Source organism: Streptomyces pactum (genome assembly GCF_016031615.1).
In the GTDB taxonomy this organism is placed as follows: domain Bacteria; phylum Actinomycetota; class Actinomycetes; order Streptomycetales; family Streptomycetaceae; genus Streptomyces; species Streptomyces pactus.
This window is the reverse complement of the sequence record NZ_JACYXC010000001.1, coordinates 3232778-3258695: the sequence shown is the minus strand read 5'-3', so window position 1 is coordinate 3258695 and position 25918 is coordinate 3232778. Positions and strand designations below refer to the sequence as shown.

The window sequence follows — 25918 nt, the reverse complement described above, 5'->3', positions numbered from 1 at the left end:
GTGTCCGGAATGGTGCGCATGCCCGAGAGCGTCCGCGCGGGCCAGGGAGCGCGCCCGCCGGGCCGGGCCGTACCACCCGCAGGTGCAGCGGGCTGTGGCGAAGGAACCCTTCTCCACCGTCGTGGTCCGGTGGCGGGGGTCGTCCTGGGGCTCCCGGGCGGGGGCCGCCCGGGTTGCCGGGGCCGAGCACAGGACCACGCTACCGGGCCCGTGACGGCCCTCGGGGCCCGGTCGTTGAAAAAGGTAAGTCTCACGCGGCAGCGGCGTGAGCCCGAGCGAGGCCAGGGGGTACGGGGAATGGGTGAGCCGGTGGCGCGGGAGCCCGCGCCCGGTACCGGTGGACGGCCGGCGGCGGGCCGGCGGACTGTCCGCGGTGCTGGCGGGCGGCCTGGCGGCGGGACTGCTGCTGACGGGCTGCACGCCGGAGACGGTGGTGGTGGACGGGCGCGGCTCCGGCGGGGACGGCGGCCCCCGGGTGCGGGGCGCGGCGGACGCCCTGGTGCGGGCGGGGAGTTCACGGGTCCGTACGACGGTGGAGACGGTGACCGGCGGCACCCGGGTGGCGATCCGCGGCCGGGGCGGCTACGACTTCGACCGGCGCCGCGGCCGGCTGCGGCTGGTGCTGCCCCGGGACGCCTCGGGCACGGCGGAGCACCGGCCGATCACCGAACTGCTGGCCGCCGGTGCGGTCTTCATGCGCAACCGGGGCGCGGGGGTGCCGGACGACAAGTGGGTGCGGGTGGTGAGCGCGGGTGCCGTGGACGGCAACCTGGTGACCGGAGGTGCCACGGACCCGCTGACCGCGGCCGAGCTGCTGCGGGCGGCGCGGGGCGTCCGGCTGGTGGGCCGGGAGCGGCTGGACGGGACCGCGGTGCGGCACTACCAGGGCGTCACCGACATCGGCCGGGCGGCCCGGGCGGCCTCGCCCGCGGCCCGGGAGGTGCTGGGGGCGGCGGCCCGCGGCTTCACCGAGCACGTGGTGGCCTTCGACGCGTACCTGGACGAGCGGGGACGGCTGCGCAAGGTCCGGCACCGCTTCACCATGGCCGAGCGGTGGACCGGCTCGGGCGTGCGCCAGCAGGTCGTCTCCACCACCGAGCTGTACGACTTCGGGGCCCGGGTCACGGTCCGGCTGCCCGACCCCGAGGACATCTTCACCGGTACGGTCGGTGCGCCGCGCGGGTGAGCGGGCGGGTACGGGTGGCGGCGGGGGAGCTGGGACGGACCGGCCGGGGACGGCGCCGGCCGTCCGGGCGGCCGGTGGGCACGGTGGTCGCGGGCAGCCGCGGCGACGGGGCCGGTGACCGGGCCGGTCGCGGTGCCGGTCGGACAGTGACGTCCGGTCCGCCGGCCCGGCACCCGTCCGGGCAGGACGGCGGCGCGGGACGGGGCGGGGCGGACGAGACCGAGGGGAGGTCGGCGGTGCGGTACGTCGTCAGGAGACCCAGGGGCGGGTGCGCCACGGTCGCGCGCGGCGCCCGGTACGGCGGGAGCGGGGCCGGGAGTGAGAGGAGCGGGGCCCGGCGCCGGGCGGGCCCGGCGCGGTGGGCCGGCGCGGGGTGTCCGGGACCGGCGGGTCCCGGGTGCACGGGGCGCGCGGGGCGCGGGCGCGCGGTCCCGGCGGGCCAGCGAAATGGTCCGTCCGTGCCATGCGCGAAGTGTGTACCGATCCCTACGCTGGGAAGCCGCTGGTGGGTGCTCGCATGTGCTGGTAAGGGGAGGTGAAGCGCGTGATGGCGCGTCGTGGCCTTTCGGGCCCGGACCCGGTGGCCCTGGTCGAGATCGACCTCTACGGGGATTTGATGATCGCCGCGTCGAGCGCGGCGGAGGACCGGCTCAGCCCGGACCGGATCGACGAGGTCCTCGGCGTCCTGGCCGACCGGGCCAACCGCAGCCAGGAGCGTTCGGCGGGCTGACGCCCGGGCCGGCCGGCGGACTTCCGGACGGCGGCCGGGCGACCGCCGGACTCCGGGGTGCGCCCGGTGGGTCGCCCGCGCCCGGGGACCGCGTCGACAGGGGACCGCGCCCGCCCGGGGATCGCGTCCGGGGCTCGCGCCCGCCCGAGGCCGGTGCGCCGACGCGGTCGGGGTGACGCGGTCGGGGTGACGGGCCGCGCGCGGCGGTCCGATGCCGGGGCTCGCCGCCTCGCGGCACTTCTGGGCGCTGCCCGGTGATCGTGCGATGGGTGTCCGGCAGGTGGACGGGCGGGGTCTGCGGTGCCTGCGGGCGGACCGGCACCGTGCCGTCGCGGTGCTGCCAGGCGCGCCGCGCCGCACTGCGGGTCGCATCGACCCGCCGCCGCCCCGCTCCGCCGCCGCGCCTCACCGGCCACCGCTGCCGGGGACCGCCACCGGCCGTGCTGACCTCACCGCGAGGCCCCTCGCCGCAGGGCGTCTCACCGCGAGGGCCGGTCCCGGCGGCCGTGCCGGCCCGGGTGCCCGCCCGCCGGTGGCGGGCGAGGTGCTGGCCCGTCCTCGGTACCCGCCGTGCGCCCGGAAGACTCTCCGCCGCTCGCCGAGGTTGCCCGGGAGAGGAATGAGTTTCGGCCGAAATCGCGCGTCGCGGCGAGGCCCGCGTGGACGCGCCCGGGCCGCTGCGGACCGTCGAATTCGAGACGTTGTGTGCGGGGAGACCTCTCCCTGGATAACGGGAGATAGGGGGTCGAAGCGGAGGCATTTCCCGCCTCCCTGGTCGGGAGGCCTTCCGGCTTCTCCTGGTCGGCGGGGCCGTCCGCCGGGTCGGCCGTCGCTCCCGGCCGCGGTACCGGGCGTGACGCGGCGGAGTTCGCCGGCGGGGGCGCCGCAGGCAGCGGTCGTACAGCGGGCGCGGGTCCGGCAGGGGCCGGTGCCGCCCGCGTCCCGGCCCGGGTGCGTTCGACCCGCCGGCACCCACCGCGCCCCGTGGTGCCCACCGCGTCCCTTGGCACCCGCCGGTACCCGCCGCACCTCGCGGCACCCGCCGGGACCGCCACGCCCCGCGGCGTCCGTCACCTCGCCCGGCGCGCCGCCGGTGCTCGCCCGGCCCGGGTGACGCCGGCCGCCGCCCCGACGCCGGCCGCCACGGGGACCGGTCGCCGCAGGTCGCGGGGGCGTCGGGCCCGCCGGTGACCAGGGTGGACGCCGCCGGCGGCGGGTCGCGCCCGGGCGGCCGGAGCGGGCCCGGGCCGCCCGGGGCCGGCCGTGGTGGATCAGGTCCTCAGCAGGCGGGCGATGGCCGCGGTGGCCTCGGCGACCTTGGCCTCGATCTCCTCACCGCCGGCGTCCGCGTCCTGGTTGGCGCTCTGCACCGCCGCGCTGGCGACGCAGTGCCGGAGGTGTTCTTCGAGCAGTTGCAGGGCAAAGGACTGGAGGGCCTTCGTGCTCGCCGACACCTGGGTGAGTATGTCGATGCAGTAGACATCCTCGTCCACCATCCGCTGCAAGCCCCTGATCTGCCCTTCGATGCGGCGGAGGCGCTTGAGGTGCTGGTCCTTCTGCTTGGCGTAGCCGTGCGGCCCGTGGGGCTGGGCGGCGCATGCGTCGGTCGGCTGGTCGCCGTCGGCGGCGCTGGTGTCGGCTGCCGTGGTGGTCATGGCGTCCTCTCGTTCTGTCCTGTCCCCCGGATACCCCCTGCGGGTATACGGTACCCCATTTGTCCGACTGAGTCCGGACCCGGTGCAGAGCACGATGCCCGATGGGCGACACTGGGTGAATGCCGGTTAGCCGTGGCCGGATGATGCGCCTAGCATCAACGAGACCGAATCCGCTGTACCCCGAGGATCCCCAGTGCGCTTTCGTCTGACCCCCAGGGAGACGAGCTTCTACGACATGTTCGCCGCCTCCGCGGACAACATCGTCACGGGCTCGAAACTCCTCATGGAACTGCTCGGGGCGGACTCCTCCGCTCGGGCCGAGATTGCCGAACGGATGCGGGCCGCGGAGCACGCGGGCGATGACGCGACGCACGCGATCTTCCACCAGCTGAACTCCTCTTTCATCACGCCGTTCGACCGCGAGGACATCTACTCCCTCGCGTCCTCGCTCGACGACATCATGGACTTCATGGAGGAGGCCGTCGATCTGGTCGTCCTCTACCAGGTCGAGGAGCTTCCCAAGGGCGTCGAACAGCAGATCGAGGTGCTGGCTCGGGCGGCCGAGCTGACCGCCGAGGCCATGCCGAACCTGCGCACCATGACGAACCTCACGGAGTACTGGATCGAGGTGAACCGTCTGGAGAACCAGGCGGACCAGATCCACCGCAAGCTGCTGGCGCACCTGTTCAACGGCAAGTACGACGCCATCGAGGTGCTCAAGCTCAAGCAGATCGTGGATGTGCTGGAGGAGGCCGCCGACGCCTTCGAGCACGTGGCCAACACCGTCGAGACCATCGCGGTCAAGGAGTCCTGACCTCCGGTGGACACCTTCGCGCTCGTCGTGACCATCGGGGTCGCGCTCTTCTTCACCTATACCAACGGCTTCCACGACTCCGCCAACGCCATCGCGACCTCGGTCTCCACCCGGGCCCTGACCCCCCGGGCGGCGCTCGCGATGGCGGCGGTGATGAACCTCGCCGGCGCCTTCCTCGGCAGCGGGGTCGCCAAGACCGTCAGCGAGGGGCTGATCGAGACGCCCTCGGGCGACAAGGGGATGGGCATCCTCTTCGCCGCCCTGGTGGGCGCGATCGTCTGGAACCTGATCACCTGGTACTTCGGCCTGCCGTCCTCGTCCTCGCACGCCCTCTTCGGCGGCATGGTGGGCGCGGCGCTGGCCGGCGGCATCGACGTGATCTGGTCCGGGGTGGTCGAGAAGGTCGTCATCCCGATGTTCGTCTCGCCCTTCGTCGGCCTGATCCTCGGCTATCTCGTGATGGTCGTGATCATGTGGCTGTTCCGGCGGACCAACCCGCACAAGGCCAAGCGCGGCTTCCGTATCGCGCAGACGGTCTCGGCCGCCGGCATGGCGCTCGGCCACGGTCTCCAGGACGCCCAGAAGACCATGGGCATCGTGGTGATGGCCCTGGTCATCGCCGACGTGGAGGACGCCGGCGACCCGATCCCGGTGTGGGTCAAGATCGCCTGTGCGCTGATGCTGTCGCTGGGCACCTACGCGGGCGGCTGGCGGATCATGCGGACCCTCGGCCGCCGGATCATCGAGCTGGACCCGCCGCAGGGCTTCGCCGCGGAGACCACCGCGGCCTCGGTCATGTACACCGCGTCCTTCATGTTCCACGCGCCGATCTCCACCACGCACGTCATCACCTCGGCGATCATGGGCGTGGGGGCCACCAAGCGGGTCAACGCGGTGCGCTGGGGCGTCGCGAAGAACATCATCATGGGCTGGTTCATCACCATGCCGGCCGCGGCGGTCGTGGCCGCGATGAGTTACGGCGTGGTCCGGCTCATCTTCGGCTGACGGCCGGCCCCTGAGGGGCAGCGCGAACGGACGGGCCCGCCCCCGGGAGAACCGGGGGCGGGCCCTTTCGCCATGCGGTGGCACCGCCATGCAGCACCGCAGGACGTTCTGTGTAAGGCCGCCGGGAGCCCGCGGCCGGGGGTGACCGGTCGGCCGGTCCGGAGCCCGTCGGCCGCCCGCGGCCGGTCGGCCGCATCGGGACCGGTGGCCGGACCGCCACCGGCCCCCGCGGCCGGTCCGCGGCCGGCCGACCGGTTCGGCCGACCGGCCGGGCCGGACGGGTCCGTCAGCCGAGTCGGCCCGTCAGCCGAACCGGCCCGAGATGTAGTCCTCGGTGGCCTGGACGGACGGGTTGGAGAAGATCCGCTCGGTCTCGTCGATCTCGATCAGCTTGCCCGGCTGTCCGACGCCCGCCAGGTTGAAGAAGGCGGTGCGGTCCGAGACGCGGGCCGCCTGCTGCATGTTGTGCGTCACGATGACGATCGTGAAGCGCTCCTTCAGCTCACCGATCAGGTCCTCGATGGCGAGCGTGGAGATCGGGTCCAGCGCCGAGCAGGGCTCGTCCATCAGCAGCACCTGCGGCTCGACCGCGATGGCGCGGGCGATGCACAGCCGCTGCTGCTGACCGCCGGAGAGGCCGGCGCCCGGCTTGTTGAGCCGGTCCTTGACCTCGTTCCAGAGGTTGGCGCCCTTGAGCGACTTCTCCACCACGTCGCTCAGCTCGCTCTTCTTGTACGAGCCGTTGAGGCGGAGGCCGGCCGCGACGTTGTCGAAGATCGACATGGTCGGGAAGGGGTTCGGACGCTGGAAGACCATGCCGACCGTGCGGCGCACGGAGACCGGGTCCACCCCGGTGCCGTACAGGTCCTCGTCGTCCAGCATCACCTTGCCCTCGACCCGGCCGCCCGGGGTGACCTCGTGCATCCGGTTGAGGGTGCGCAGGAAGGTGGACTTGCCGCAGCCGGACGGGCCGATGAAGGCCGTCACGGAGCGGGGCTCGACGGTCATCGAGATGTCCTCGATGGCCTTGTGGTTGCCGTAGTACGCGGTGAGGCCGCTGACGTCGATGCGCTTGGCCATGGAAATCACTTCTCTTCTTCGGATGCGGCCCCACGCCGTGGGGCCGCGGACATCAGGCTTAGCGGCCGGTCTTCGGGGCCTTCCAGCGGGCGATGCCGCGGGCCACCAGGTTGAGGATCATCACGAAGGCGATCAGGACGAGCGCCGCCGCCCAGGCGCGGTCGTACGCCGCGTCCTCGCCCACCTTCCACTGCTCGAACACGTAGTACGGCAGCGAGGACTGCTCGCCCTCGAAGGGGTTGGTGTTGATCAGGGGGTTGCCGAAGACCAGCAGGACGATCGGCGCGGTCTCACCGGCGATCCGGGCGACGGCCAGCATCACACCGGTGGTGATGCCGCCGATGGCCGTGGGGAGCACCACCTTGATGATCGTGCGCCACTTGGGCACGCCCAGCGCCAGGGACGCCTCGCGCAGCTCGTTCGGGACCAGCTTGAGCATCTCCTCGGTGGACCGGACGACCACCGGCATCATCAGGATGGCCAGCGCCATCGCGCCCGCGAAGCCGGAGTAGCCGTTGTCCAGCAGCAGGATCCAGAAGCTGAGGACGAACAGACCGGCGACGATCGAGGGGATGCCGGTCATGACGTCGACGAAGAAGGTGACCGCCTTGGCCAGCGCGCCGCGGCCGTACTCCACCAGGTAGATGGCGGTCAGCATGCCGATCGGGGCGGCGATCAGGGTGGCGATCCCGACCTGCTCCAGGGTGCCGATGATCGCGTGGTACACGCCGCCACCGGGCTCGTCGCTGAGCATGCCGCCCATCGAGTGGGTCAGGAAGTCCATGTCCAGGACCTTGGAGCCGCGCTCCAGGGTCTCCCACAGCAGCGAGACCAGGGGTGCCACGGCGAGCAGGAACGCGACCCAGACCAGGCTGGTGGCCAGCCGGTCCTTGGCCTGACGCCGGCCCTCCACCCGCGCCGCGAGGACGAAGGAGACGGCGACGAACACCACGGCCGCGATCAGGCCCCACTGGACCTTGCTGTCCAGGCCGGCCGCGAGGCCGGTGCCGGCGCCCACGGCCGCGGAGCCGAGCGCGATCGCGGCGGGGGCCCAGCGGGGCAGCCGGGGCTGGGCGAGCGGGACGCTCAGCGGCGCGGTTTCCGCCGCCGCGGGGTGGTCCTTCAGGATCTCGCTCATCCGTTGGCCCCCGAGAACTCCTTGTTGCGGGCGATGACCAGGCGGGCCGCGCCGTTGACGATCAGGGTGATGACGAAGAGCACCAGACCGGTGGCGATCAGCACGTCCTTGCCCATCTCGCCGGACGCCTCGCCGAAGCTGCTGGCGATGTTCTGGGCGAAGGTGCCGCCGCCCGCGTCGAGCAGGCTGGGGGCGATGTCCCAGCTGGTGGAGAGGACGGTGGCCACGGCCATCGTCTCGCCGAGCGCCCGGCCCAGGCCCAGCATCGAGGCGCTGATCACGCCGGAGCGCCCGAACGGCAGCACCGACATGCGGATGACCTCCCAGCGAGTGGCGCCGAGGGCGAGGGCCGCCTCCTCGTGCATGGCCGGGACCTGGCGGAAGACCTCACGACTGACGCTGGTGATGATCGGCAGGATCATGATGGCCAGCAGGATGCCGACGGTGAACAGCGACCGGGCGGCGCCGTCGTGGTACTCGAAGATTTTCGTCCAGCCGAAGTAGTCGTCGAGCCACTTGTAGAGGCCTTCGAGGTGCGGGACGAGGAAGAGCGCGCCCCACAGGCCGTAGACGATGCTGGGGATGGCCGCGAGCAGGTCGATCACGTAGCCGATGGGGCCGGAGAGCCGGCGCGGGGCGTAGTGCGTGATGAAGAGCGCGATGGCGACCGCGATCGGCACCGCGATGACCATGGCGATCAGCGAGCTGACGATGGTGCCGAAGGCCAGCACCGCGATGCCGAAGTACGGCGGGTCGCTGTGCAGGTCGAACTCGAAGGAGGTGAAGAAGTTGCCCTCGTTGGCGGAGAGGGCGTTGCTGGCGCGGACCGCGAGGAAGGCGGCGATCGCCAGCATGATCAGCAGGAGGGCGATGCCCGCGCCCCGGGAGAGGCCGACGAAGACCTTGTCACCGACGCGGCCGGTGCTCTTGGCCTTCCTGGTCTGTGGGGCCGGGCTGTCCGGCAGCGGTGGACTGCCGGGGTCTGTGGTTATGTCGCTCATGGTTTCTCCGGTCTGCGGAGCCGCCGGTGGCGGCTCCTGGCGCGGCGGTGCACCGGATGGCCGCGGCCGGTCCCCGGGAGCGGGAACCGGCCGCGCTCGGGTCAGGACAGGCTGGAAACGGTCTCGCGGACCTTGGTGGCGATCTCCGCGGGCAGCGGGGCGTAACCGCGCTCCTTCACCGCCGCCTGGCCGTCCTCGCTGGCCAGGTAGGTCAGGAAGGACTTGGTGGCGGCCAGGGTGTCCGCCTTGTTGCCCTTCTCGCAGGCGATCTCGTACGTCACCAGGGTGATCGGGTAGGCACCCTCGGCCTTGGTGCCGTAGGCCAGCTCCAGGGCGAGGTCCTTGCCCTTGCCGACGATCTTCGCCTCGGCGATGGCCTTGGAGGCGTTGTCGATGGTGGCCGGGACCGGCTGGGCCGCGCCGGTGGCGAGGTCCACGGTCTTCATGCCGTCCTTGACGTAGGAGATCTCGAAGTAGGAGATCGCGCCCTTGACCTGGGCGACCTGGGCCGCGACACCGGAGGAGCCGTCGGCGGACTGGCCGCCCTTGGCCTCCCAGGTCTTCGACGGCTCGTACGGCCACGCGTCGGGGGCGACGGCCTTGAGGTACTTGGTGAAGTTGTCGGTGGTGCCGGAGCCGTCCGAGCGGTGGTACGCCTGGATGTTCAGGTCGGGCAGCTTGACGCCCTTGTTCAGCTCGGCGATCGCCGGGTCGTTCCACTTCTTGATCTTCGAGTCGAAGATCTTCGCCAGGGTCGCGGGGTCCAGGGTGAGCTTGTCCACGCCCGGCACGTTGTAGCCGATGGCGATGGGGCCGCCGACCATCGGGATGCTGATGGCCTGGCTGTCCTTGCAGACCTTGGAGGAGGAGGCGATCTCGTCCTCCTTCAGCGCCGAGTCGGAACCGGCGAAGGCGGTCTTCCCCTGCAGGAACTCCTCGATGCCCGCGCTGGAACCGGTGGGCTTGTAGTTGATCTGGGTGCCGCTGCAGGCCGCCATGTAGTTGCGGACCCACAGCTCCATGGCGCCCTTCTGGGCGGAGGAGCCGGAAGCGAGCAGGTTGCCCTTGCCATCGCACTTGATGTTGCTGGAGGCCTGGGACTTGTCGCCCCCGCCGTCCTTGCTGTTGTCATCGGAACCACAAGCCGTGAGGGCCAGGGCGCCAGAGACGGCGAGAGCACCGGCGGCGATGGCGCGAAGCCGGTTCTTGCGCTGAAGCTTCACTTTCAGGAGTTCCTTCCGGGAGCCGCCGGTGGGGACGGCGTGCGAGGAGAAGTCGGTGGTGCGGGGATTCAGCTGGCGGTTGTGTTTAAACCGCGCCGGGGCGCGGCTGGCACTCCGTAAGCCCGAAATTAGGCAGATCAGGTGAAGCCGCTGATGGGCGTGAGTGAACGGTGGGTGAACCTCGGCCGTCAGGGTGGTGGCCTGGTGTGAGGGTGCCGAGGCGGTCACGGAACGTGCCGCCCGGGGCGGCCCGGGGGCGCCTTCCGGACCCGGCCGGGGGCCTGCCCGGCAGGCGGTCCGGCCGGGGCCGGGGACACCTCCGGCGGCGCCTCTCGGCGCGGCCGGAAACGGTCGGTGCGGACGGGGCGGGGCCGGGTACGTCCGGCCCGGTGGCCGGCTCCTCCCGGGGCGCGGATCGGGGTGAGGCCGGCGGCGGAGGGCCGGACGCGGCGGGGGCGCGAGGAGAGCCCGGCGGTGGGCGCGGTACAGGTGTGGTGGGGCGCGGGGGAGCCCGGCGGCGCATGGCGGGGGGCGCGTGGGGAGTCCGGCGGCGCGCGGTGGTGCCGGCTGCCCGGGCCGTGCGCGCCGGAGCCACCCACCCGGCCGCCGGTGCTGCCCCGGTGGGGTGCTTTTTCCGCGCGGTCATGCCCGAAGTGCTCTGTCGGACGCCGGTGTGCCGTGCCACCATCCGTTCCTACGCGCCGGTAACGCGGCGGGTGGACGACGTACGGGCGAGACGCAAGGGCGCAGGGAACGGACCTGGACGAACCGAACGAACCCAGACGAAGGGACGATGCCCGGTGAGACGTGACGGCAGGGGGAGGGGCACCGGCCCGGTGGTGGTGGCAGCGCTGATCTGCGCGGTGACCGTACCGGGGCTGACCGGGCCGGCGTACGCGGCACCGGACGACCCGGAGCCGGCCGCCGGGGCCGCGGACCTGGAGGCGGTGCACCGCAAGGTCGAGTCGCTGTACCGGCAGGCCGAGGCCGCCACCGACGCGTACAACCTGGCCCGGGGGGCGCAGGGCGCGCAGGAGCGGGCCGTGGTGCGCATCTCGCAGGCGGTGCTCCGGGCCAGTGTGGAGATGGACGCGCTCACCGTGCAGGCCGGGGCGCTGGCCCGGGCCCAGTACCGCGACGGCCGGGTGCTCCCGGAGGCGCGCCTGCTGCTCTCCGACGACCCGCAGGACTTCCTCGACGGCGTCTCCCTCGCCCGCAAGGGCCGGCACGCCACCGGCGGGGTGATCGGCCGCCTGGCGCGGACCCGGGAGCGGCTGGACCGCTACGCGGAGTCCGCCTCCCGGGAGTGGTCCCGGCTCGACGCGGAGCGGGTGAAGAAGGAGACGGCCCGCAAGGAGATCAACCGGAAGCTGAACGAGGCGAAGAAGCTGGAGTCGAAGCTCAAGAAGGAGGAGCGGGAGCGGCTGCGCCGGCTGGAGGAGGAGAAGGCGCGGAAGGCGCAGGAGAAGTGGCTCCGTACCGGGATACTCGACCGGATCGGCGAGAGTGCCGCGAACGCGGGCGGTGGAGTTCGCCCGGGCACAGATCGGCAAGGACTACGTGTGGGGCGCCGAGGGGCCGGAGTCCTACGACTGCTCGGGGCTGACCCTCAAGGCGTGGGCCGCGGCCGGCCTCGTCATCCCGCGCACCTCGCAGGAGCAGTGGCGGCGGCTGCCCAGGGTGGAGGTGACGGACCTGCGCCCGGGCGACCTGATCGTCTACTACCGGGACGCCACCCACGTCGGGATGTACGTCGGGGACGGTGTGATGGTGCACGCCCCCCGGCCGGGCCGGCAGGTCACCCTCGCGGGGGCGGGCTCGATGCCGATCCTCGGGGTGGTGCGCCCCGGCGGGTGACCGTGGCGGAGGCCCGGCGGACGGGCACGCCGGGCCCGGGCCCCGGCCCGGGGCGGGGGTCCGGGCCGGGGTCCGGCGGCTGCCGCGGCCGGCGCGGCCTGCCGGCCGCCGGCTCCGCGGGCCGGCCGCCGCGGTGGTGACGCGCCACGGCCGTCCGGTTCCGGCACGCCCGCCCGGCACGCCCCCCGCGGCCACCGGCCCACCGGCTACCGGCACCCGACGGGCCGGCGGCATCCGGCACCCGACGGGTGCCGGCATCCGGCTGGCCGGCCGCACCCGGCATTCGGCGGGCCACCGACTCCTGGCCGATCGGCACCCGGTGGGCCGGTCGTGGTCCCGGCCGGCGGGCGGACGGCGGCCCGGTCGACGGAGGGGCAGAGGGCGGAACCGTCCACTCCACCACCACGTGACGTTGGTCATCGCGGGTTTCGGCAGGGTGTGCCAGATTTCCGCACAGCGGCGTTGGCATATGCCAGAAGTTCGCTGCCGGGGGTCATTCCGTTCGAGCACCCCCGAACGCTAGGGTCGCAACGAGTGACCGGTACACGCCATGAACTGACCAGTCAGCGGGTACCGGGCGGGTTCCGCCGCACGGGCGGGGCGCCGGCCCTCGGGGGGAGGGAAGGGATCGAGCATGTCCGTACCCGTGCCGAGGCAGCGGGAAGCGCCCGCCGCACCGGCGGGCCCGCCGGTGCCGCTGCCCGACGGCGGCCTCACACTCCTGGTGATCGAGGACGACCCGGTCTGCTCGGTCACCTTCCCGGAGATGCTGGACACCGACGGCAACCGGGTCCGGGTCCGCACCGCGCGCAACCTCACCGAGGCCGCCCGGCTCCTCACCGACGACGTGCACTGCATCCTGCTGGACCTCGCCCTGCCGCACCACGGCGGCGCAGGCAACGGGACCGGCGGGGCCGCGTCCGGGGCCCCGGAGGCGGGCGGCGGTTCCGCGGACGCCCTCGGCACCCTCCGGCAGGTGCTCCGTCTGGCACCGTCGCACGCCGTGCTCGCGCTCACCTCGGAAGGGGACGCGGAGCGCGCCGCGGAGGCTGTCCGGGTCGGCGCCCAGGACTACCTCTTCCGTGACGAGCTCAACGGCCGGGTCCTCAGCCGGGCCATCCGCTACGCCATCGAGCGCAAGCGCGCCGACCTGGCACAGCGCCAGCTCACCGAGTCCCGGCTGCGGGCCCAGGAGAACGCCCGGCTGGAGCGCGGCCTGCTGCCCACGCCCCTGCTGGGCGGCTCCGACCTGCGGTTCGCCGCCCGCTACCGGCCCGGGCGGAGCCGCGCGCTGCTCGGCGGGGACTTCTACGACACCGTCCGCACCCCCGACGGCACGGTGCACGCCATGATCGGCGACGTCTGCGGCCACGGCCCGGACGAGGCCGCCCTCGGTGTCGAGCTGCGGATCGCCTGGCGGGCGCTGACCTTCGCCGGGCTCTGCGGCGACCAGCTGCTGAGCACCCTGCAGCAGGTGCTGGAGCACGAGCGCGCGGACGACGAGATCTTCGCGACGCTGTGCACCGTGGACATCTCCCCGGACGGCCGGCGCGCCGGGGTGTGCCTGGCCGGGCACCCCTCACCGCTGGTGGTACGGGCCGGCCTGCCGCCCCGGGTGCTGCCGTACGAGGCGAGCGGCCCGGCGCTGGGCCTGCTGCCGCACGCCCGCTGGCCGCGCCGGCAGGTGGAACTCGGCGGTGCCTGGAGCCTGATGATGTACACCGACGGACTGATCGAGGGGCGCGTCGGCGCGGGCAGCCGGCAGCGGCTCGGCCAGGAGGGGATGGTGGAGATCGTGGCCCGGCAGCTCGCCGCGGGACTGACCGGCGAGGAACTGCTGGACGCGACCGTCACCGAGGTACGCGCCCTCAACGGCGGCGAACTCACCGACGACCTCGCGGTGCTCCTCCTCGACCGCGGCTGAACGGCACGCCCCCGGCCCGCCCGGGTATGCCCCTCCGGGTACGCCCGGTGGGACGGCACACCCGCCCGGCCGGGTGCGGTGGGGCGGCACACCCGCCCGGTCCGGTGCGCGTGGGCGGCCGTGCCGGGTACGGCGGCGCCACCTGTGATCCGTCCCGTGCGGCGGGCCGTGGTCCGGTACGCCCCGCGGTCCGCACGGTGGGACGGAACCCGGGGGTCCGGTACGGCATGAGCCGCCGGGGCCGGCGCGGGGGAGGACCCGGCGGGGCCCGGGCGTCGGCTCGGGACCCGGTGCCGCGGTGAAGCCGGTGCCGCGGTGAAGCCGGTGCCGGCCCGCCCGCGCGGGGCGGCGCGAGGGCAGACGCCGGTCATGCAGGTCAGGGCCGATGCCGGGACGCCGGCGCCGGACCGGGACCCGGTGCCGGACCGGGGCCGCGACGGCGAGACCGGCGCCGGGGAGCCGCGACGGCGATTCCCGTACCGGGCGCGGCCGTCGCCCGGACCCGCTGATGCCCGCCCGGGCCACGGCCCGGCTGTACGCGAATAACGCCGGCTCAGTGCCGGGCGGGCCCGCCGGCACCGGCACCGGCCGAGGGCTGGGCCAGGTACTCCGCGAGGGTGCCGCGGGTGCGCCGCAGGCCGTCGATCCGCTCGTCCATCGCCGCCAACTCCCGGTCCAGCACGCTCCGTACGTCCCGGCACCAGACGAACTCCGGCTGCTCGCCCCGGACACAGGGCAGCACCGAGCGGATGACCTCGGTGGACAGCCCGGCGGCCAGCAGGGCGCGGATCTGCCGCACGGTGACCACCGACTCCTCGTCGTAGTACCGGTAGTCGTTCGGCCCGCGCCGGGAGGTGAGCAACCCCTGCTTCTCGTAGTAACGCAGCAGCCGTGTGCTGACCCCGGTACGCCGGGCCAACTCTCCGATCAGCATGTGCCCCGCCTTGTGTCGAGCCCCTCCGGGCCCGGTTCCGTTTGACCTTCCCATCGGTGTCAAGCCATAACGTCGCCCCGGGCGGCGGCATTCCGGGCCCGTCGCGTGGCCGTCCCGGCGGCCGGCCACGCGGCGATCCGGGGGCGGGACGCGTCCCCGGACCGGCGCGGTCGCCCCGCCCCGGCGCGTTCCCCACGGTGCGCCGGTGCCCGCCCGGACGACGCGCCCGCGCACCGACCCGCCGTGCGCGCCGGCCCGCCCGCCCGGCGGCAGCCCGTCCTGTCCCTTCGGTTCCTTCGTATCGCTTGGAGTGAGAGATGTCCTCTTTCGTCGTTCAGCGCAACGGTCGTGCGGCGACCGCCGAGGAGCTGGCACCGCTGGCCTTCGCGGGCTACGCCCACTTCACCGCCATGCAGGTGCGCGGGGGCCGGGTCCGGGGGCTCGACCTCCACCTGGCGCGGCTGCGCGCCGCGTCGGCGGAGATGTTCGGCCGGGCACCCGCCGACGACCGGGTGCGGTCCTGGCTGCGGGCCGCGGTGGAGGCGGGACCGGCGGACCTGTCGCTGACCGCGACGGTCTACTCGCCGGCCGGTGAGTTCACCGCGGCAGGGGAGGCGGTGGAGCCGGAGGTGCTGGTGCGTACCGGGCCGGCCGCGACGGGCCCCGAGGGACCGCTGACGCTGGCCACCTACGAGCACGAGCGGTTCCTGCCGGGGGTGAAGCACGTCGGCGAGGTCGCCAAGACGTATCTGCTGCGCCGGGCCGTGGCCGAGGGCTATGACGACGCCGCGTTCACCGACCGCCGCGGCCGGCTGACCGAGGGCTCGATCTGGAACCTGGCCTTCTGGGACGGCGACACGGTGATCTGGCCGGAGGCCGAGGTGCTCGGCGGCGTCACCATGGGCATCGTCCGCCGGCAGCTGGACCGTCTGGGAGTGCCCCAGCGCGTCCGGGCGGTCACCCCCGCGGACCTGCCGGAGCTGGCCGGCGCCGTCGTCATGAACTCCTGGACGCCGGGGGTGCCGGTGCACCGGATCGGGGCGGTCGCGCTGCCCGCGGCGCCGGCGTTCGTGGACCTGCTCCACCGGGCCTACCGGGAGGAGCCGGCGACCGCCCCGTGACGCCCGCGCGCCCCGTCCGGCCGCCGCTCGACGCCCGTTGCGCCCCGCCCGGCTCCCGCGCGCCCCGCCCGGCTCCCGCCTCGTTCAGCGGCCCCCGTTGTACGGGCCGTAGGGCCCGTCCGAGCTGGACGGACGCCGCCGGCCGCCGCCGGATACCTGCTTCAGGGCGGGCCGCACGTCCACCACGTAGACGATCGTGGCGATCAGCCCGATCACCGGGAGGAAAGAAAGGATCGAGAACAGCTTCATCACGACGGCGGAGAGACCGAGGATGATCAGCCAGAAGGCCTTGGTGTTCTTGTCGGCGGCGCGGTACGCGTCCTCCCGGTGCAGTGCGGCGTCGATGAACGCGCCCAGCGCGAACAGGGCCATCGCCAGGGAGATCAGCCCCAGGACGCTGAAGAATCCGGTAACCAGCACGTCGTCACCCGCCTCGTCGAATGTGTGCGACCGCGTTGCCCATGCGGCCACCGTACCCGCCGGGCCGGCCGGGCACGCCGCTCACCCTCGGCCCGCCCGCCCTCGTGCCGTCCGGTCCGGGCCGCGGGACCCGGCGCCGGGCCTGTCCCGCGCCCGTCCGGTCCCACGGTTCCGGCGCGCCGGCCGTCGGCCGTGCCGGGCCGGCTCACTCGGCGGACTGCTCGCCGGCCTTCGGGTCGGTGCCGTTGTCGGAGGCGGGTGCGGCCTTCGGCCGGGCCTTGGGGGCGGTACGCGGCGTGGCCTTGGACTCCGCCGCGCCGCCGGCCGCGGGACCACCGGCCGTGCTCTCCGGACCGGCCTGCGGGTCGGTCTTCCCGGCGGCGGGCTTCCGCGCCGGCGGGGCCTTCCGGGTGGGCCGGGCGGCCGGCCGGACCCCGCCGTTGGCGGCCCGGGAGCCGTTGGCGGTGCCGCCGGGGGCGGTCGCCTTCCGGGCGGGGGCCGTCTTCGGGGGCACCGCCGGCTCCGGCTCGATCTTCTCGGCGAGGTCCACCACCTCGTCGGCGGCCTCGCCGCGCCAGGTGCGTACCGCCTCGCGGCCGTGCTCGGCCACCTCCTCGTACCGCTCCCGGGCCCGGACGGCGAACTCGGCGGCCCGGCCCACGCCCTGGAGCGCGAGGTCCTGGGCCGTCTCCCGGATCTTCCGCAGGTCGGTGTCGAGCGACCCGAACAGCTCGGTGAGCTTCTCCTGGGCCTCCTTGGCCTGCTGGCTGAACTTCTCCTGGACCTCCTGCGGGTCCGTGTTCCGCACCGCGGCGATCCGCTCGGGGGCCTCGGCGTACAGCTTCTCCACCAGCGCGGGCACCTCGCGCAGCTTCTGGGCCGCGAGGTCGGCCGTGCCGGCCACGAAGTAGAGGGGGGTGGGGTCGGTGAGGGACTTGCGCACGTCGTCGGTGATGGCCATGGTGAGGGTTCTCCCGGATCAGTTCGAGGATGTGCCGTCGTCGGCTGGGGTGTGGGGGGTGCCGGGCGCGGTGTCACCACCGCCGGCGCCCGCACGGTCGGCGGCACCGTCGCCGCCGTCACCGGGCCCGTCGCTCGCGGAGTGCGCGTTCTCCTTGCGGAACGACTCGTAGATCTGGAGCAGTACCTGCTTCTGCCGCTCGTTGATCGACGGGTCGGCCAGGATCACGCTGCGGACCTCGGCCTCCTCCCGGTCGCGTTCGTCGAGGATGCCGGCCTGTACGTACAGCGTCTCGGCGGATATGCGCAGCGCCTTGGCGAGCTGCTGGAGAATCTCCGCGCTCGGCCTGCGCAGACCGCGCTCGATCTGGCTCAGGTACGGGTTGGACACCCCTGCGGCGTCGGCGAGCTGCCGCAGCGAGAGCTGGGCACTGCGCCGCTGCTCCCGCAGGAACTCGCCGAGGTTGCCGACGTTCAGTGATGCCATACCCACGATGCTGCCCCACACTCGCTAACTTTTGCAAGCGACTGCTTGCAAAAGTTCCCCGAGGGTCGCCGGGAGTCTGCCCCCGGGCCCGGCCTGCCCGGTCGCGGGGGCACGGCGGTCGCACAGCGGTCGGCGCGGACGCACGGTGGCCGCCACATCGGCGGAAGGGGCGTCACGAAGATCGGCGACGGCCTAGGGTGAGCCGGGATGAGTGACGACTCCGTGATGCTTCGGCCGGTGGCCGAGGACGACCTCCCGCTGCTCGAACGGTTCCTCACCGATCCGGAGGCGACCGGGCCGTTCCAGTGGCGGGGCTGGTCGGATCCGGCGCGTTGGCGGCGACGCTGGGCGCAGGACGGCCTGCTGGGCGACGAGTCCGGCCAGTTGATGGTGGTGGCCGGTGCGGACCGGCTCGGCTTCGTGGCCTGGCGGAAGGTCGTGACCTCGTCGAGTTCGTACCACTGGAACATCGGAGCCCAGCTGCTGCCGGGTGCCCGGGGCCGCGGCGTCGGCACCCGGGCCCAGCGGCTGCTGGCGCGTTACCTGTTCGCGCACACACCGGTCGTCAGGCTTGAGGCGGACACCGAGACGGGGAACATCGCCGAACAGCGCGCACTGGAGAAGTCGGGGTTCACCCGCGAGGGCGTGCTCCGCAGCCTGGTGTTCAGGGACGGGCAGTGGCGGGACGTCGTGCGCTACAGCCTGCTCCGCGAAGACATGCCGCCGGCGGAGCAGTGAGGCCGGTGGTGCCGGTGTGGTGTCCGCGACGCGGGTGATGGCGTGATGCGACCTCTGCCGCTCGGCCGGGTGGCCCGGCGGAGCCCGGCCCGGCGGCGCCCCGCCGCGGCCCTTCGGCGGCCGGGCCCCGGGCGGGGCCGGGCCGGGGCGGGAGTCAGGCGGTGATCTTGTCGAGGAAGGCGAAGAGGCCGGTGCGGGTGCGCTCCACCTTCTGCTCCACCGGGATGGACTCCTGCAGCCGTCCGCCGAAGGCGGGGCTCTTCTTGCCGCGGGTGTACAGCGAGCAGGCCAGATCGGCGCACATGTACTCACCGACCGAGTTCCCCAGCCGTCCGGCCTCGCCGGTGCGGCGGGCGGTCATCAGGGAGACGCCGTTGCCCGGGTGGGTGGTGAGGCAGAACGAGCACATGCTGCGGTGGAGGAAGCCCCGTTGCTTGGTGCCGGAGCGCAGTGCCACCCCGACCAGCCGGCCGTCCCGCTCGGTGACCAGATAGCTGCGGTCCGGCGCGCCGGGGTCGCTCCAGCCCAGGAAGTCCAGGTCCTCCCAGGGGCGTTCCTCCAGGTCGCGCGGTATGAAGAGCCGCTTGGCCTCCCCCTTGGAACAGTTGACGAACGACGCGCGGATCTGCTGCTCACTTACTTCCTTCATGTCCGCGGACGCTACTCACACCTAATTGACGTAGGCAACTGATTAAATGCCCTAGGAAGGTCCTGGGCAGGCCGCGGGGAGGCCTGGCAGGATCACGGGCGGCGACGGAGGAGGACGGATGGCGCGTGCGGGGCTCACGACGGACCGGGTGGTGCGCGCGGCGGCGGAACTCGCCGACGAGGCGGGGTTCGGCAACGTCACCGTCTCCGCCCTGGCGCGCCGCTTCGGGGTGAAGGACGCGAGCCTGTACTCGCACGTCCGCGGCGTGGCGGACCTGCGGACCCGGGTGGCGCTGTTCGCCGCCGAGGAGAAGACCGAGCGGATCACGGCGGCCGTGGCCGGGCGGGCCGGTCGGGACGCGCTGGTGGCCTTCGCGGACGCCTACCGGCGGTACGCCCTGGAGCATCCCGGACGGTACGCGGCGACGCAGCTGCCGCTCGACCCGGAGACCGCCGCCGCCTCCGTGGGGTACCGGCGTGCGGTGGAGACCACCTACGCGATGCTCCGCGGCTACCACCTCCGCGAACCGGACCTGACCGACGCGGTCCGTCTGCTGCGCAGCACCTTCCACGGCTTCGTCAGCCTGGAGGCCCAGGGCGGCTTCGGGCATCCCCGTGAGGTGACGGCGTCCTGGGGCCGCATCGTCGAATCCCTCCACCGGACGCTGGAGAACTGGCCGGCCTCCGGGGCGCCCGGCGACGGCTGACCGTCACGCCGTCGTACCTGTCGGGCCCGGATGCCGGGCCTAGGCCGTCGGAGCGGGCCGCCGGGTTCGGATGCCGGCTCCGACCGCCGGGGCGGCAACTGCCGGCCGCCGGCACGTCCCGGCCTTCCGGCCCCGGTCCCGGCCTTCCGGTCCGGGGCCCGGGCCGCGGCCGGGCCGGGTCAGCGGGTGCCGGGGGTCTTGCGGGTGGTGACGTTCATCCGGTTCCAGACGTTCACGGTGAAGATCAGCGCGATCAGCTGGGCCAGTTCCGGCTCGGAGAAGTGCTGCGCGGCCTCGTCGTACACCCGGTCCGGCACACCGTCCGGCAGCAGCGTGACCGCCTCGGTCAGGGCGAGCGCCGCCCGCTCCCGTGCGGTGTACAGGCTCGACTCCTCCCAGGCGCTCAGCTGGTAGATGCGGTCCTCGCGCTCGCCGGCCTTGCGGGCGTCGGTGGTGTGGTACTCGATGCAGTACGCGCAGCGGTTGAGCTGCGACGCACGGATCTGCACCAGCTCCAGCAGGGCCGGGTCGATGCCCTGGCGGGCGGCGGAATCGAGGGCGAGTACCGCCTTGAAGACGCGGGGGGCGACGGCGGCGAAGTCCATGCGCTGGGGAATCTCGACGTATGTCATACCGATGAGGCTAGGCGCCGGTCAGCCCCTGGATAGGGTGCATTTTCATGCCGGATCGATGGGTCAATTCGCAGTCAGTCCGAGGAGCCGCCCGTGCCGGCCGTGCCGCCTGAGTCGCCCGCGCTGCCCGTGCCGCCTGAGTCGCCCGTGCTGCCCGAGCCGTCCGTGCCGCATGAGCCCTCCTTGTCACCGGAGCTGCCGGCGCCGCCCGGGCCACCGGAGCGGCGGGAGTCCCCGGAGCCGCCGGTGCGGGCGGCCGGGGCCGACCTCCACCTGGAGCTCACCGGGGACGGCAGCCGGCGGGAGCAGGTGATGCGGGCGCTGCGCGAGGCGATCGCCTCCGGCCGGCTCGCCCCGGGCACCCGGCTGCCCGCCTACCGCAGCCTCGCGCTCGACCTGGGCATCGCGCGGAACACCGCCGCCGAGGCATACGCGGAGCTGGTCGCCGAGGGCTGGCTGACCGCCCGTCAGGGCTCCGGCACCCGGGTCGCCCGGCGCAGCACCCCGCTCGCGCCGGAACACGTCCCCCGCCCGGCGCCTCCGGTACGCCGCCCCCCGCCACGACCTGATGCCCAGCTCCCCGGACGCCACCGCGTTCCCCCGGGCCGCCTGGCTGACGTCGGTGCGGCGGGCCGTGGCGGCGGCCCCGGCCGAGGCGTTCGGGGTCGGCGACCCGCGCGGCCGGACCGAGCTGCGCGGCGCGCTCGCCGAGTACCTGGCGCGGGCCCGGGGGGTCCGCACCTCTCCCGAACGGCTCGTGATCTGCGCCGGGTTCGCCCACGGGCTGCGGCTGCTCGGGGAGGTCCTCGGCGGGCCGGTGGCCGTCGAGTCGTACGGGCTCGCCTTCCACCGCTCGCTGCTCACGGGAGCCGGACGGACGACCGTGCCGCTGCCCGTGGACGCCCACGGTGCCCGGGTCGGGGAGCTGGCGGCCACCGGTGCCACCGCCGTGCTGCTCACCCCGGCGCACCAGTTCCCCACCGGCGGGCCGCTGCACCCGGAACGCCGGGCGGCCGTCATCGACTGGGCGCGGGCCACCGGCGGACTGGTGCTGGAGGACGACTACGACGGGGAGTTCCGCTACGACCGGCAGCCGGTCGGCGCGGTCCAGGGGCTCGATCCGGAACGGGTGGTCCACCTCGGCTCCATCAGCAAGAGCCTGTCACCCGCGCTGCGGCTGGGCTGGCTGGCCCTGCCCGGCCGTCTGGTGGACGAGGTGCTCGCCGCCAAGGGCGAGCGGGAGCTGTGGGCCGGGGTGACGGACCAGCTCGCGCTCGCCGACTTCATCGCCTGCGGGGCCTACGACCGGCATCTGCGGGCGATGCGGCGGCGCTACCGGCGTCGGCGGGACCTGCTCGTCGCCACCCTCGCCGCGCGGGCCCCGCACATCCGGGTCAGCGGGATCGCGGCCGGGCTGCACGCGGTCCTGGAACTGCCGCCCGGCACGGAACCGGACACGCTCCGGGCCGCGCGGCGGCTGGGGCTCGCGGTGGCCGGGCTGTCGGCGTACCGCCACCCGGACGCCGCCCCGTCGCCCCGCGACGGGCTGGTCATCGGTTACGGCACGCCTCCGGAGCACGGTTTCGGCGCGGCCCTGGACGCGCTCTGCACGGCGCTGCCGCCGGCGCCGGAGCACCCCGGGCCGCCGGGGGGCTGACGGCCGGATCACCAGCCTTACGGGGCGGCCGGCCCACCGGCCTTGCGGCCCACCGGCTTCACGGCCCACCGGCCGAGCCGGGAGGTGGCCGCTCGGAGGGTGCGTGCGGGCGCGGTGCACAAGGGGGGTGGCGTCGATGCGGGGCGTGGTGCGCAAGGGGTGGCGTCGATGCGGGGCGTGGTGTCGGTCCCGGGCGTTGTCGGTCCGGGGCGGGGTGCCGGTCCGGGACGGGGGTGCGTCGAGGGGCGGGGCGGCTCATCTTCCGGTGACGCACACCGCGTACGCCTGGACCCGGCCGGCGAGCTGCTTCGCCTGCCAGCCCTTCCCGTTCGCCAGCGGGGCGTTGCGCACCACGTAGTCGGTGATCCTCCCGCCCGAGGTGCGGAAACCGTGGCTGACGTAGCCGCCGTTGATCACCGAGGTGCCGCGCGGACACCGGGCCACCGACGGCGCGTCCAGCGCGCTCACCGGCCCGGAGACCACCCGGGGGCCGCGGGGCGCGGTCGCCTCCGCGCCGTTCTGCCCCGGCGCCAGCCCCAGCGCGGCGAGTCCGGTCAGCAGGCCGCCGCCGACCGCTCCGGCGAACAGCCACCGCCGGGTCCGCCTCCCGGCCGTCCGCGCGTGCTTGCCCTTCGCCGCCATCACCGTCATCACCAGGTCCTCTCGTCGTACCGCGTGGCGCGGCGCCTGGGATAACGACCCGGGTGCGGGCGGCCGGACCGGCACGGGCGCGGAACACCCGGACGAGTGAGCGCCGCCCCGCCCGGTGACCGGCCGGGGCGACGGGCCCGCGAGCCGCGGCGGGGCTTTCCGGGGACGTCCGCCGGAAGGGGCGGCGGGCCGTCGGCACGTCCGGCCCGCCCGCCGCCCGCGCCTCTGGCGAGGGAACGGGCGGCGGGCCGGGTGCCGGACGCGGGCGCCGCCCCGTGCGGCGCGGCGGGTGCCGTGGTGACGTACGGGGCGGCGGGGCCGCGGTGTCCGTACCGGGCCGATGTGCCGTGCGCGTCCGGGGTGCCGCACCGGGCGCGGCGCGGCGGGCTAGGACGGGGGCACGGCGGGGAACGCCTCCTTGGGTGTGCTGGTGGGCGTGTAGCGGGCGGTGGCCGGGGCGGACGGGGCGAGGTCCTTGTGGATGACCCGCGCCACCGCCTGGATGGTGGCCACCCCGTCGTTCATGGTGCGGTTGTCATGGGTGAGCACGGTGATGCTGTAGTCGTGGCCGTTGCCGGTGAAGGCGCCCACGCTGTGGACCCGCCAGCCGTGCGTGGAGCGGGACAGCCAGCCGTTCTTCACCTGGACCTTCGCGGTGGCGGGCGCCCCGGCCGGGGTCCCCCATCGCTGCGAGGAGATCACCTTGCCCATCAGCTTGAGGATGTACGCCCGGGAGTTCGGGCTGAGGACGCTGTTCGGTGCGGTCAGCAGGTCCATCAGCCGCTGCTCGTCCCGGGCGGTGATCTGGGTGAGGCCCCAGTAGCCGTCGGCGCCGGGCACCGTCCGGGTCATGCCGGCGGCGCTCAGGAAGCCCTTGATCTTGGTCATGCCCAACTGCTTCCACAGCGTGCTGGTGGCCGCGTTGTCGGACTTGGTGATCATGGCGGTGGCGAGGTCGGCCTCGCGGTCGGTGAGGAAGCGGTTGCGCTTCTTGGCGTCCCACAGCAGGGCGGCCAGTACGGTCACCTTCACCACGCTGGCGGAGTCGTAGCGCTGGTCGGGTCGGAGCGTGCAGACGGTGTTCGTGGTGCGGTCGCGGAGCGACACCGCCGTCGTGGCCGTCTTCCCGCGCAGCGCCGAGGTGATGTCCCGGGCGAGCTTGTCGGCCAGGCCCGCCTTCTTGGACGAGCAGGTCACCGTGGGCCCGGTGGCCGCGGCGGGCGAGGCGCCGGCGATGGTGACCAGCGGCGCGAGCAGGCCGGCGGCGAGCGTCGCGGCCACCGGTCCGTGGAACCGCCGGGATATCCGGCGGGACTTCGTGTTCATGAGGCTGTTCCCCCTGTGAGTGCGTTCGACTCACGAGACACCACGGAGGGGGCGAAAGGTTGTACGAAGGAAGATGAACCCTCAACGGGTCGGCTGCCCGGAGCCGCCGGGCCGGGAGCGTGCGGAGGGCCCGTGGTGGCGCGCGGTCCGCCCGCGGTGGCCCGCGCCGCCGTGCGTGGCCAGGGACGGTCCGCGGCGGCCCGCGGTGGGCCGGGGCGGCCCCGCGCCGGTGGCGGGGCTCGTGGGACGCCGGTGAACTCCGGTGACGGCGGGGCTCGGGGAGGGCCGCCGAGCGGTCGGACTGGCCGGTAACCGCCCACTTGTGCCCCTTGTTTGCCCTGGTATCAGTAGGGTGACCCGAGCACAGCACGGAATGACGGGGGCTAACGCGGTGCACGATTCAGTGAGTTCGCCCGCTGCGGGGACGCCGCGCGGGACCGGCCCGACCCGTACCGACCGCCGGCGGGCGCGGACGCGCGGGGCGCTGGTGGCGGCGGCGCGGGCGATCCTCTCCGACCAGGGTCCGGCGGACGTCAGCATCCAGCAGATCACCAACTGCGCGGACGTCGGGTTCGGCTCCTTCTACAACCACTTCAGCAGCAAGGCGGAGCTGTTCGAGGCGGCGGTGGCCGATGCCGCGGAGGAGTACGGCACGCTGCTGGACGACAGCACCGCCGGCCTCACCGACCCCGCGGAACAGTTCGCGGTGGGGGTGCGCATCACCGGCGGGCTGCCGGACACCCACCCGCAGCTCGCCCGCATCCTGATGCGGACCGGGCTGGTGTCGATGCGGGCCGGCAGTGTGCTGCCGCCGCGCGCCCTGGGGCTGATCGTGCGGGGGATGGACGCGGGCCGGTTCCGGGTCGCCGACCCGCATGTGGCGCTCGCGGGCGTCGCCGGCTGCCTGCTGGGGCTGGTGGAGCTGCGGATGGCCCCGGCCGGGGACGGGTTCGGCGCGCTCGGCGGCCTCAACGGTCTCGACGCCCTCGACGGCCTCGACGGTGAGCTGCGGGGGCAGGAGGACATCTGCGAGCAGATGGCCGAACTGATGCTGCGCATGCTGGGCATGCCGGCCGAGGAGGCGGCCGAGGTGGCCCGCCGTCCGCTGCCCGCCGCACGGTGGGGCGGCGGTGCCGTGCCGGTACCGGCGGTCGCGGGCGCCCGTGACGAGGCCGGTCCGGCGGCAGCGGCCCGCTGAGCCGAGCGGCACCCGTCGGCCGGACGCAGCGGACCGGACCGCCGGACCCGGCGACCCGGACCGCCGGACCAGGTGTGCCGGACCGCCGGGCCCGGCGACCCAGTGGCCCCGACCGCCGGACCCGGTGAGCCGGTGCCCGGGACCCCGCCGGGCCCGGTGTGCCGGGCCGGTCCCCCGCCGCCGGCCCGGCCGGGGTTCAGCTGCCGTACGGGTGCGTCGCGCGGGCGGTGCGCAGCGCCTTGGCCCACCACAGCAGCTGGTCGAGCATGGTCTTGGCGGCGCCGTTGGCGCCCGCCGCGTCCAGCGGCTGTCCGTCGTTGCCGAACCGCTCCCAGGCGTTGTGGAAGCTGACGGTGTCGCGGACGGTGACGGTGTGCAGCTCGGCGAAGACCGGGCGCAGGTGCTCCACCGCGCGCAGACCGCCGGAGAGCCCGCCGTAGGAGACGAAGCCGACCGGCTTGGCCTGCCACTGCTCGCGGTGCCAGTCGATCGCGTTCTTGAGCGGACCGGGGTAGCTGTGGTTGTACTCCGGGGTGACCACCACGAAGGCGTCGGCGGCGGCCAGGCGCGGGGTGACGGCGCCCAGCGCGGCCGCCGCCTCGGGGCCGGGACTGCCGCTCAACCGGGCGGGGAGTTCCGTCTCGGCCAGATCGATCACGTCCACCTCCAGCCCGCCGTGGGCCCGGGCGCGCTCGGTGAACCAGTTGGCGACGACCGGACCGAAGCGGCCGTCGCGGACGCTGCCCACGATGACGGCGAGCCGGACCGGGGTGTCGGGGGTGGTGGAAGTGGCGGAAGGGACGGCGTTGTTGTCGATGTCCATGTG

General features: G+C 74.2%; 23 protein-coding genes and 2 pseudogenes. 11 read left to right on the top strand and 14 right to left on the bottom strand.

Features of this window, described 5'->3' with window-relative positions; translation table 11 throughout:
- The first annotated feature begins 301 nt into the window (after positions 1-301).
- Positions 302-1186 (top strand): hypothetical protein, encoded by an 885-nt coding sequence (locus IHE55_RS12880; RefSeq protein ID WP_307826635.1) that lies wholly within the window; start codon positions 302-304, stop codon positions 1184-1186.
- Positions 1187-1733: 547 nt separating this feature from the next.
- Positions 1734-1916 carry a hypothetical protein gene (locus IHE55_RS12875; RefSeq protein WP_197989162.1) on the top strand — a complete coding sequence of 61 codons (183 nt, stop codon included), beginning with the start codon at positions 1734-1736 and terminating at the stop codon, positions 1914-1916.
- 1271 nt (positions 1917-3187) lie between these two features.
- Here IHE55_RS12875 and IHE55_RS12870 read toward each other — a convergent pair.
- A complete protein-coding gene (locus IHE55_RS12870; RefSeq protein WP_197989161.1) occupies positions 3188-3571 on the bottom strand; it encodes a metal-sensitive transcriptional regulator in 384 nt (127 codons plus the stop codon).
- A 193-nt stretch (positions 3572-3764) separates the two neighbouring features.
- Here IHE55_RS12870 and IHE55_RS12865 point away from each other — a divergent pair, with 193 nt between their 5' ends.
- Both IHE55_RS12865 and IHE55_RS12860 read left to right on the top strand, forming a co-directional pair.
- Positions 3765-4385: a DUF47 domain-containing protein gene (locus tag IHE55_RS12865; RefSeq protein WP_030837909.1), complete on the top strand. Its 621-nt coding sequence runs from the start codon at positions 3765-3767 to the stop codon at positions 4383-4385.
- A gap of 6 nt (positions 4386-4391) precedes the next feature.
- Entirely contained in the window at positions 4392-5390 is a 999-nt protein-coding gene (locus IHE55_RS12860) for an inorganic phosphate transporter (RefSeq protein WP_197989160.1), read from the top strand.
- 303 nt (positions 5391-5693) lie between these two features.
- Here the strand turns inward: IHE55_RS12860 and pstB are convergent, their stop codons facing one another.
- The 4 genes from pstB to pstS form a co-directional block, all read right to left on the bottom strand.
- On the bottom strand, positions 5694-6470 hold the full coding sequence (gene pstB / locus IHE55_RS12855; protein ID WP_197989159.1) for a phosphate ABC transporter ATP-binding protein PstB: 777 nt from the start codon (positions 6468-6470) through the stop codon (positions 5694-5696).
- Between the two features lie 58 nt (positions 6471-6528).
- Entirely contained in the window at positions 6529-7608 is a 1080-nt protein-coding gene (pstA, locus tag IHE55_RS12850; protein ID WP_197989158.1) for a phosphate ABC transporter permease PstA, read from the bottom strand.
- Positions 7605-8609 carry a phosphate ABC transporter permease subunit PstC gene (gene pstC, locus IHE55_RS12845; protein ID WP_197989157.1) on the bottom strand — a complete coding sequence of 335 codons (1005 nt, stop codon included), beginning with the start codon at positions 8607-8609 and terminating at the stop codon, positions 7605-7607. The genes pstA and pstC overlap by 4 nt, the downstream gene beginning before the upstream one ends.
- Before the next feature lie 101 nt (positions 8610-8710).
- Entirely contained in the window at positions 8711-9832 is a 1122-nt protein-coding gene (gene pstS, locus IHE55_RS12840; RefSeq protein ID WP_197989156.1) for a phosphate ABC transporter substrate-binding protein PstS, read from the bottom strand.
- Between the two features lie 800 nt (positions 9833-10632).
- Here pstS and IHE55_RS33095 point away from each other — a divergent pair.
- Both IHE55_RS33095 and IHE55_RS12830 read left to right on the top strand, forming a co-directional pair.
- Positions 10633-11689: pseudogene (locus IHE55_RS33095) on the top strand (C40 family peptidase).
- Between the two features lie 634 nt (positions 11690-12323).
- A complete protein-coding gene (locus IHE55_RS12830) occupies positions 12324-13613 on the top strand; it encodes a PP2C family protein-serine/threonine phosphatase (protein ID WP_197989155.1) in 1290 nt (429 codons plus the stop codon).
- A 553-nt stretch (positions 13614-14166) separates the two neighbouring features.
- On the opposite strand, the gene IHE55_RS12825 is transcribed toward IHE55_RS12830, so the two are convergent.
- Positions 14167-14547: a MerR family transcriptional regulator gene (locus tag IHE55_RS12825; RefSeq protein WP_197989154.1), complete on the bottom strand. Its 381-nt coding sequence runs from the start codon at positions 14545-14547 to the stop codon at positions 14167-14169.
- A gap of 317 nt (positions 14548-14864) precedes the next feature.
- Between IHE55_RS12825 and IHE55_RS12820 the strand changes: the two genes are divergently transcribed.
- Positions 14865-15668 (top strand): aminotransferase class IV family protein, encoded by an 804-nt coding sequence (locus IHE55_RS12820; protein WP_197989153.1) that lies wholly within the window; start codon positions 14865-14867, stop codon positions 15666-15668.
- Positions 15669-15752: 84 nt separating this feature from the next.
- Here the strand turns inward: IHE55_RS12820 and IHE55_RS12815 are convergent, their stop codons facing one another.
- The 3 genes from IHE55_RS12815 to IHE55_RS12805 form a co-directional block, all read right to left on the bottom strand.
- Positions 15753-16088 carry a DUF2516 family protein gene (locus tag IHE55_RS12815; protein ID WP_197989152.1) on the bottom strand — a complete coding sequence of 112 codons (336 nt, stop codon included), beginning with the start codon at positions 16086-16088 and terminating at the stop codon, positions 15753-15755.
- Positions 16089-16293: 205 nt separating this feature from the next.
- On the bottom strand, positions 16294-17049 hold the full coding sequence (locus tag IHE55_RS12810; RefSeq protein ID WP_197989151.1) for a hypothetical protein: 756 nt from the start codon (positions 17047-17049) through the stop codon (positions 16294-16296).
- Positions 17050-17067: 18 nt separating this feature from the next.
- Positions 17068-17535, bottom strand: a complete 468-nt coding sequence (locus tag IHE55_RS12805; RefSeq protein WP_197989150.1) for a helix-turn-helix domain-containing protein — start codon at positions 17533-17535, stop codon at positions 17068-17070.
- 207 nt (positions 17536-17742) lie between these two features.
- Between IHE55_RS12805 and IHE55_RS12800 the strand changes: the two genes are divergently transcribed.
- Entirely contained in the window at positions 17743-18273 is a 531-nt protein-coding gene (locus IHE55_RS12800) for a GNAT family N-acetyltransferase (RefSeq protein WP_197989149.1), read from the top strand.
- Positions 18274-18427: 154 nt separating this feature from the next.
- Here IHE55_RS12800 and IHE55_RS12795 read toward each other — a convergent pair whose 3' ends face one another.
- Positions 18428-18922: an FBP domain-containing protein gene (locus IHE55_RS12795; RefSeq protein ID WP_197989148.1), complete on the bottom strand. Its 495-nt coding sequence runs from the start codon at positions 18920-18922 to the stop codon at positions 18428-18430.
- Between the two features lie 118 nt (positions 18923-19040).
- Here IHE55_RS12795 and IHE55_RS12790 point away from each other — a divergent pair, with 118 nt between their 5' ends.
- A complete protein-coding gene (locus tag IHE55_RS12790) occupies positions 19041-19628 on the top strand; it encodes a TetR/AcrR family transcriptional regulator (RefSeq protein ID WP_197989147.1) in 588 nt (195 codons plus the stop codon).
- Between the two features lie 179 nt (positions 19629-19807).
- On the opposite strand, the gene IHE55_RS12785 is transcribed toward IHE55_RS12790, so the two are convergent.
- Positions 19808-20233, bottom strand: a complete 426-nt coding sequence (locus tag IHE55_RS12785) for a carboxymuconolactone decarboxylase family protein (protein ID WP_197991970.1) — start codon at positions 20231-20233, stop codon at positions 19808-19810.
- A gap of 273 nt (positions 20234-20506) precedes the next feature.
- Here IHE55_RS12785 and pdxR point away from each other — a divergent pair.
- Positions 20507-21917: pseudogene (gene pdxR, locus IHE55_RS12780) on the top strand (MocR-like pyridoxine biosynthesis transcription factor PdxR).
- Positions 21918-22172: 255 nt separating this feature from the next.
- Here pdxR and IHE55_RS12775 read toward each other — a convergent pair.
- The gene (locus IHE55_RS12775; RefSeq protein WP_197989146.1) at positions 22173-22568 is read right to left on the bottom strand and encodes a hypothetical protein; all 396 of its coding nucleotides are present in this window, start codon (positions 22566-22568) and stop codon (positions 22173-22175) included.
- Between the two features lie 387 nt (positions 22569-22955).
- Positions 22956-23894, bottom strand: a complete 939-nt coding sequence (locus IHE55_RS12770) for a serine hydrolase (protein ID WP_197989145.1) — start codon at positions 23892-23894, stop codon at positions 22956-22958.
- A 403-nt stretch (positions 23895-24297) separates the two neighbouring features.
- Between IHE55_RS12770 and IHE55_RS12765 the strand changes: the two genes are divergently transcribed.
- A complete protein-coding gene (locus IHE55_RS12765) occupies positions 24298-25092 on the top strand; it encodes a TetR/AcrR family transcriptional regulator (RefSeq protein ID WP_307826632.1) in 795 nt (264 codons plus the stop codon).
- 196 nt (positions 25093-25288) lie between these two features.
- Here the strand turns inward: IHE55_RS12765 and IHE55_RS12760 are convergent, their stop codons facing one another.
- Positions 25289-25915: an NADPH-dependent FMN reductase gene (locus IHE55_RS12760; protein ID WP_197989143.1), complete on the bottom strand. Its 627-nt coding sequence runs from the start codon at positions 25913-25915 to the stop codon at positions 25289-25291.
- Between the last annotated feature and the right edge of the window lie 3 nt (positions 25916-25918).

Excerpts from the sequence above, each read along its gene's own strand:
- IHE55_RS12790 (WP_197989147.1), top strand. The coding sequence starts at position 19,041 with ATGGCGCGTGCGGGGCTCACGACGGACCGGGTGGTGCGCGCGGCGGCG.
- IHE55_RS12870 (WP_197989161.1), bottom strand. The coding sequence starts at position 3,571 with ATGACCACCACGGCAGCCGACACCAGCGCCGCCGACGGCGACCAGCCG.
- IHE55_RS12805 (WP_197989150.1), bottom strand. The coding sequence starts at position 17,535 with ATGGCATCACTGAACGTCGGCAACCTCGGCGAGTTCCTGCGGGAGCAG.
- IHE55_RS12875 (WP_197989162.1), top strand. The coding sequence starts at position 1,734 with ATGGCGCGTCGTGGCCTTTCGGGCCCGGACCCGGTGGCCCTGGTCGAG.
- pstC (WP_197989157.1), bottom strand. The coding sequence starts at position 8,609 with ATGAGCGACATAACCACAGACCCCGGCAGTCCACCGCTGCCGGACAGC.
- IHE55_RS12795 (WP_197989148.1), bottom strand. The coding sequence starts at position 18,922 with ATGAAGGAAGTAAGTGAGCAGCAGATCCGCGCGTCGTTCGTCAACTGT.
- IHE55_RS12810 (WP_197989151.1), bottom strand. The coding sequence starts at position 17,049 with ATGGCCATCACCGACGACGTGCGCAAGTCCCTCACCGACCCCACCCCC.
- IHE55_RS12760 (WP_197989143.1), bottom strand. The coding sequence starts at position 25,915 with ATGGACATCGACAACAACGCCGTCCCTTCCGCCACTTCCACCACCCCC.
- pstB (WP_197989159.1), bottom strand. The coding sequence starts at position 6,470 with ATGGCCAAGCGCATCGACGTCAGCGGCCTCACCGCGTACTACGGCAAC.
- IHE55_RS12785 (WP_197991970.1), bottom strand. The coding sequence starts at position 20,233 with ATGGACTTCGCCGCCGTCGCCCCCCGCGTCTTCAAGGCGGTACTCGCC.
- pstA (WP_197989158.1), bottom strand. The coding sequence starts at position 7,608 with ATGAGCGAGATCCTGAAGGACCACCCCGCGGCGGCGGAAACCGCGCCG.
- IHE55_RS12830 (WP_197989155.1), top strand. The coding sequence starts at position 12,324 with ATGTCCGTACCCGTGCCGAGGCAGCGGGAAGCGCCCGCCGCACCGGCG.
- IHE55_RS12825 (WP_197989154.1), bottom strand. The coding sequence starts at position 14,547 with ATGCTGATCGGAGAGTTGGCCCGGCGTACCGGGGTCAGCACACGGCTG.
- IHE55_RS12820 (WP_197989153.1), top strand. The coding sequence starts at position 14,865 with ATGTCCTCTTTCGTCGTTCAGCGCAACGGTCGTGCGGCGACCGCCGAG.
- IHE55_RS12770 (WP_197989145.1), bottom strand. The coding sequence starts at position 23,894 with ATGAACACGAAGTCCCGCCGGATATCCCGGCGGTTCCACGGACCGGTG.
- IHE55_RS12800 (WP_197989149.1), top strand. The coding sequence starts at position 17,743 with ATGAGTGACGACTCCGTGATGCTTCGGCCGGTGGCCGAGGACGACCTC.
- IHE55_RS12775 (WP_197989146.1), bottom strand. The coding sequence starts at position 22,568 with ATGACGGTGATGGCGGCGAAGGGCAAGCACGCGCGGACGGCCGGGAGG.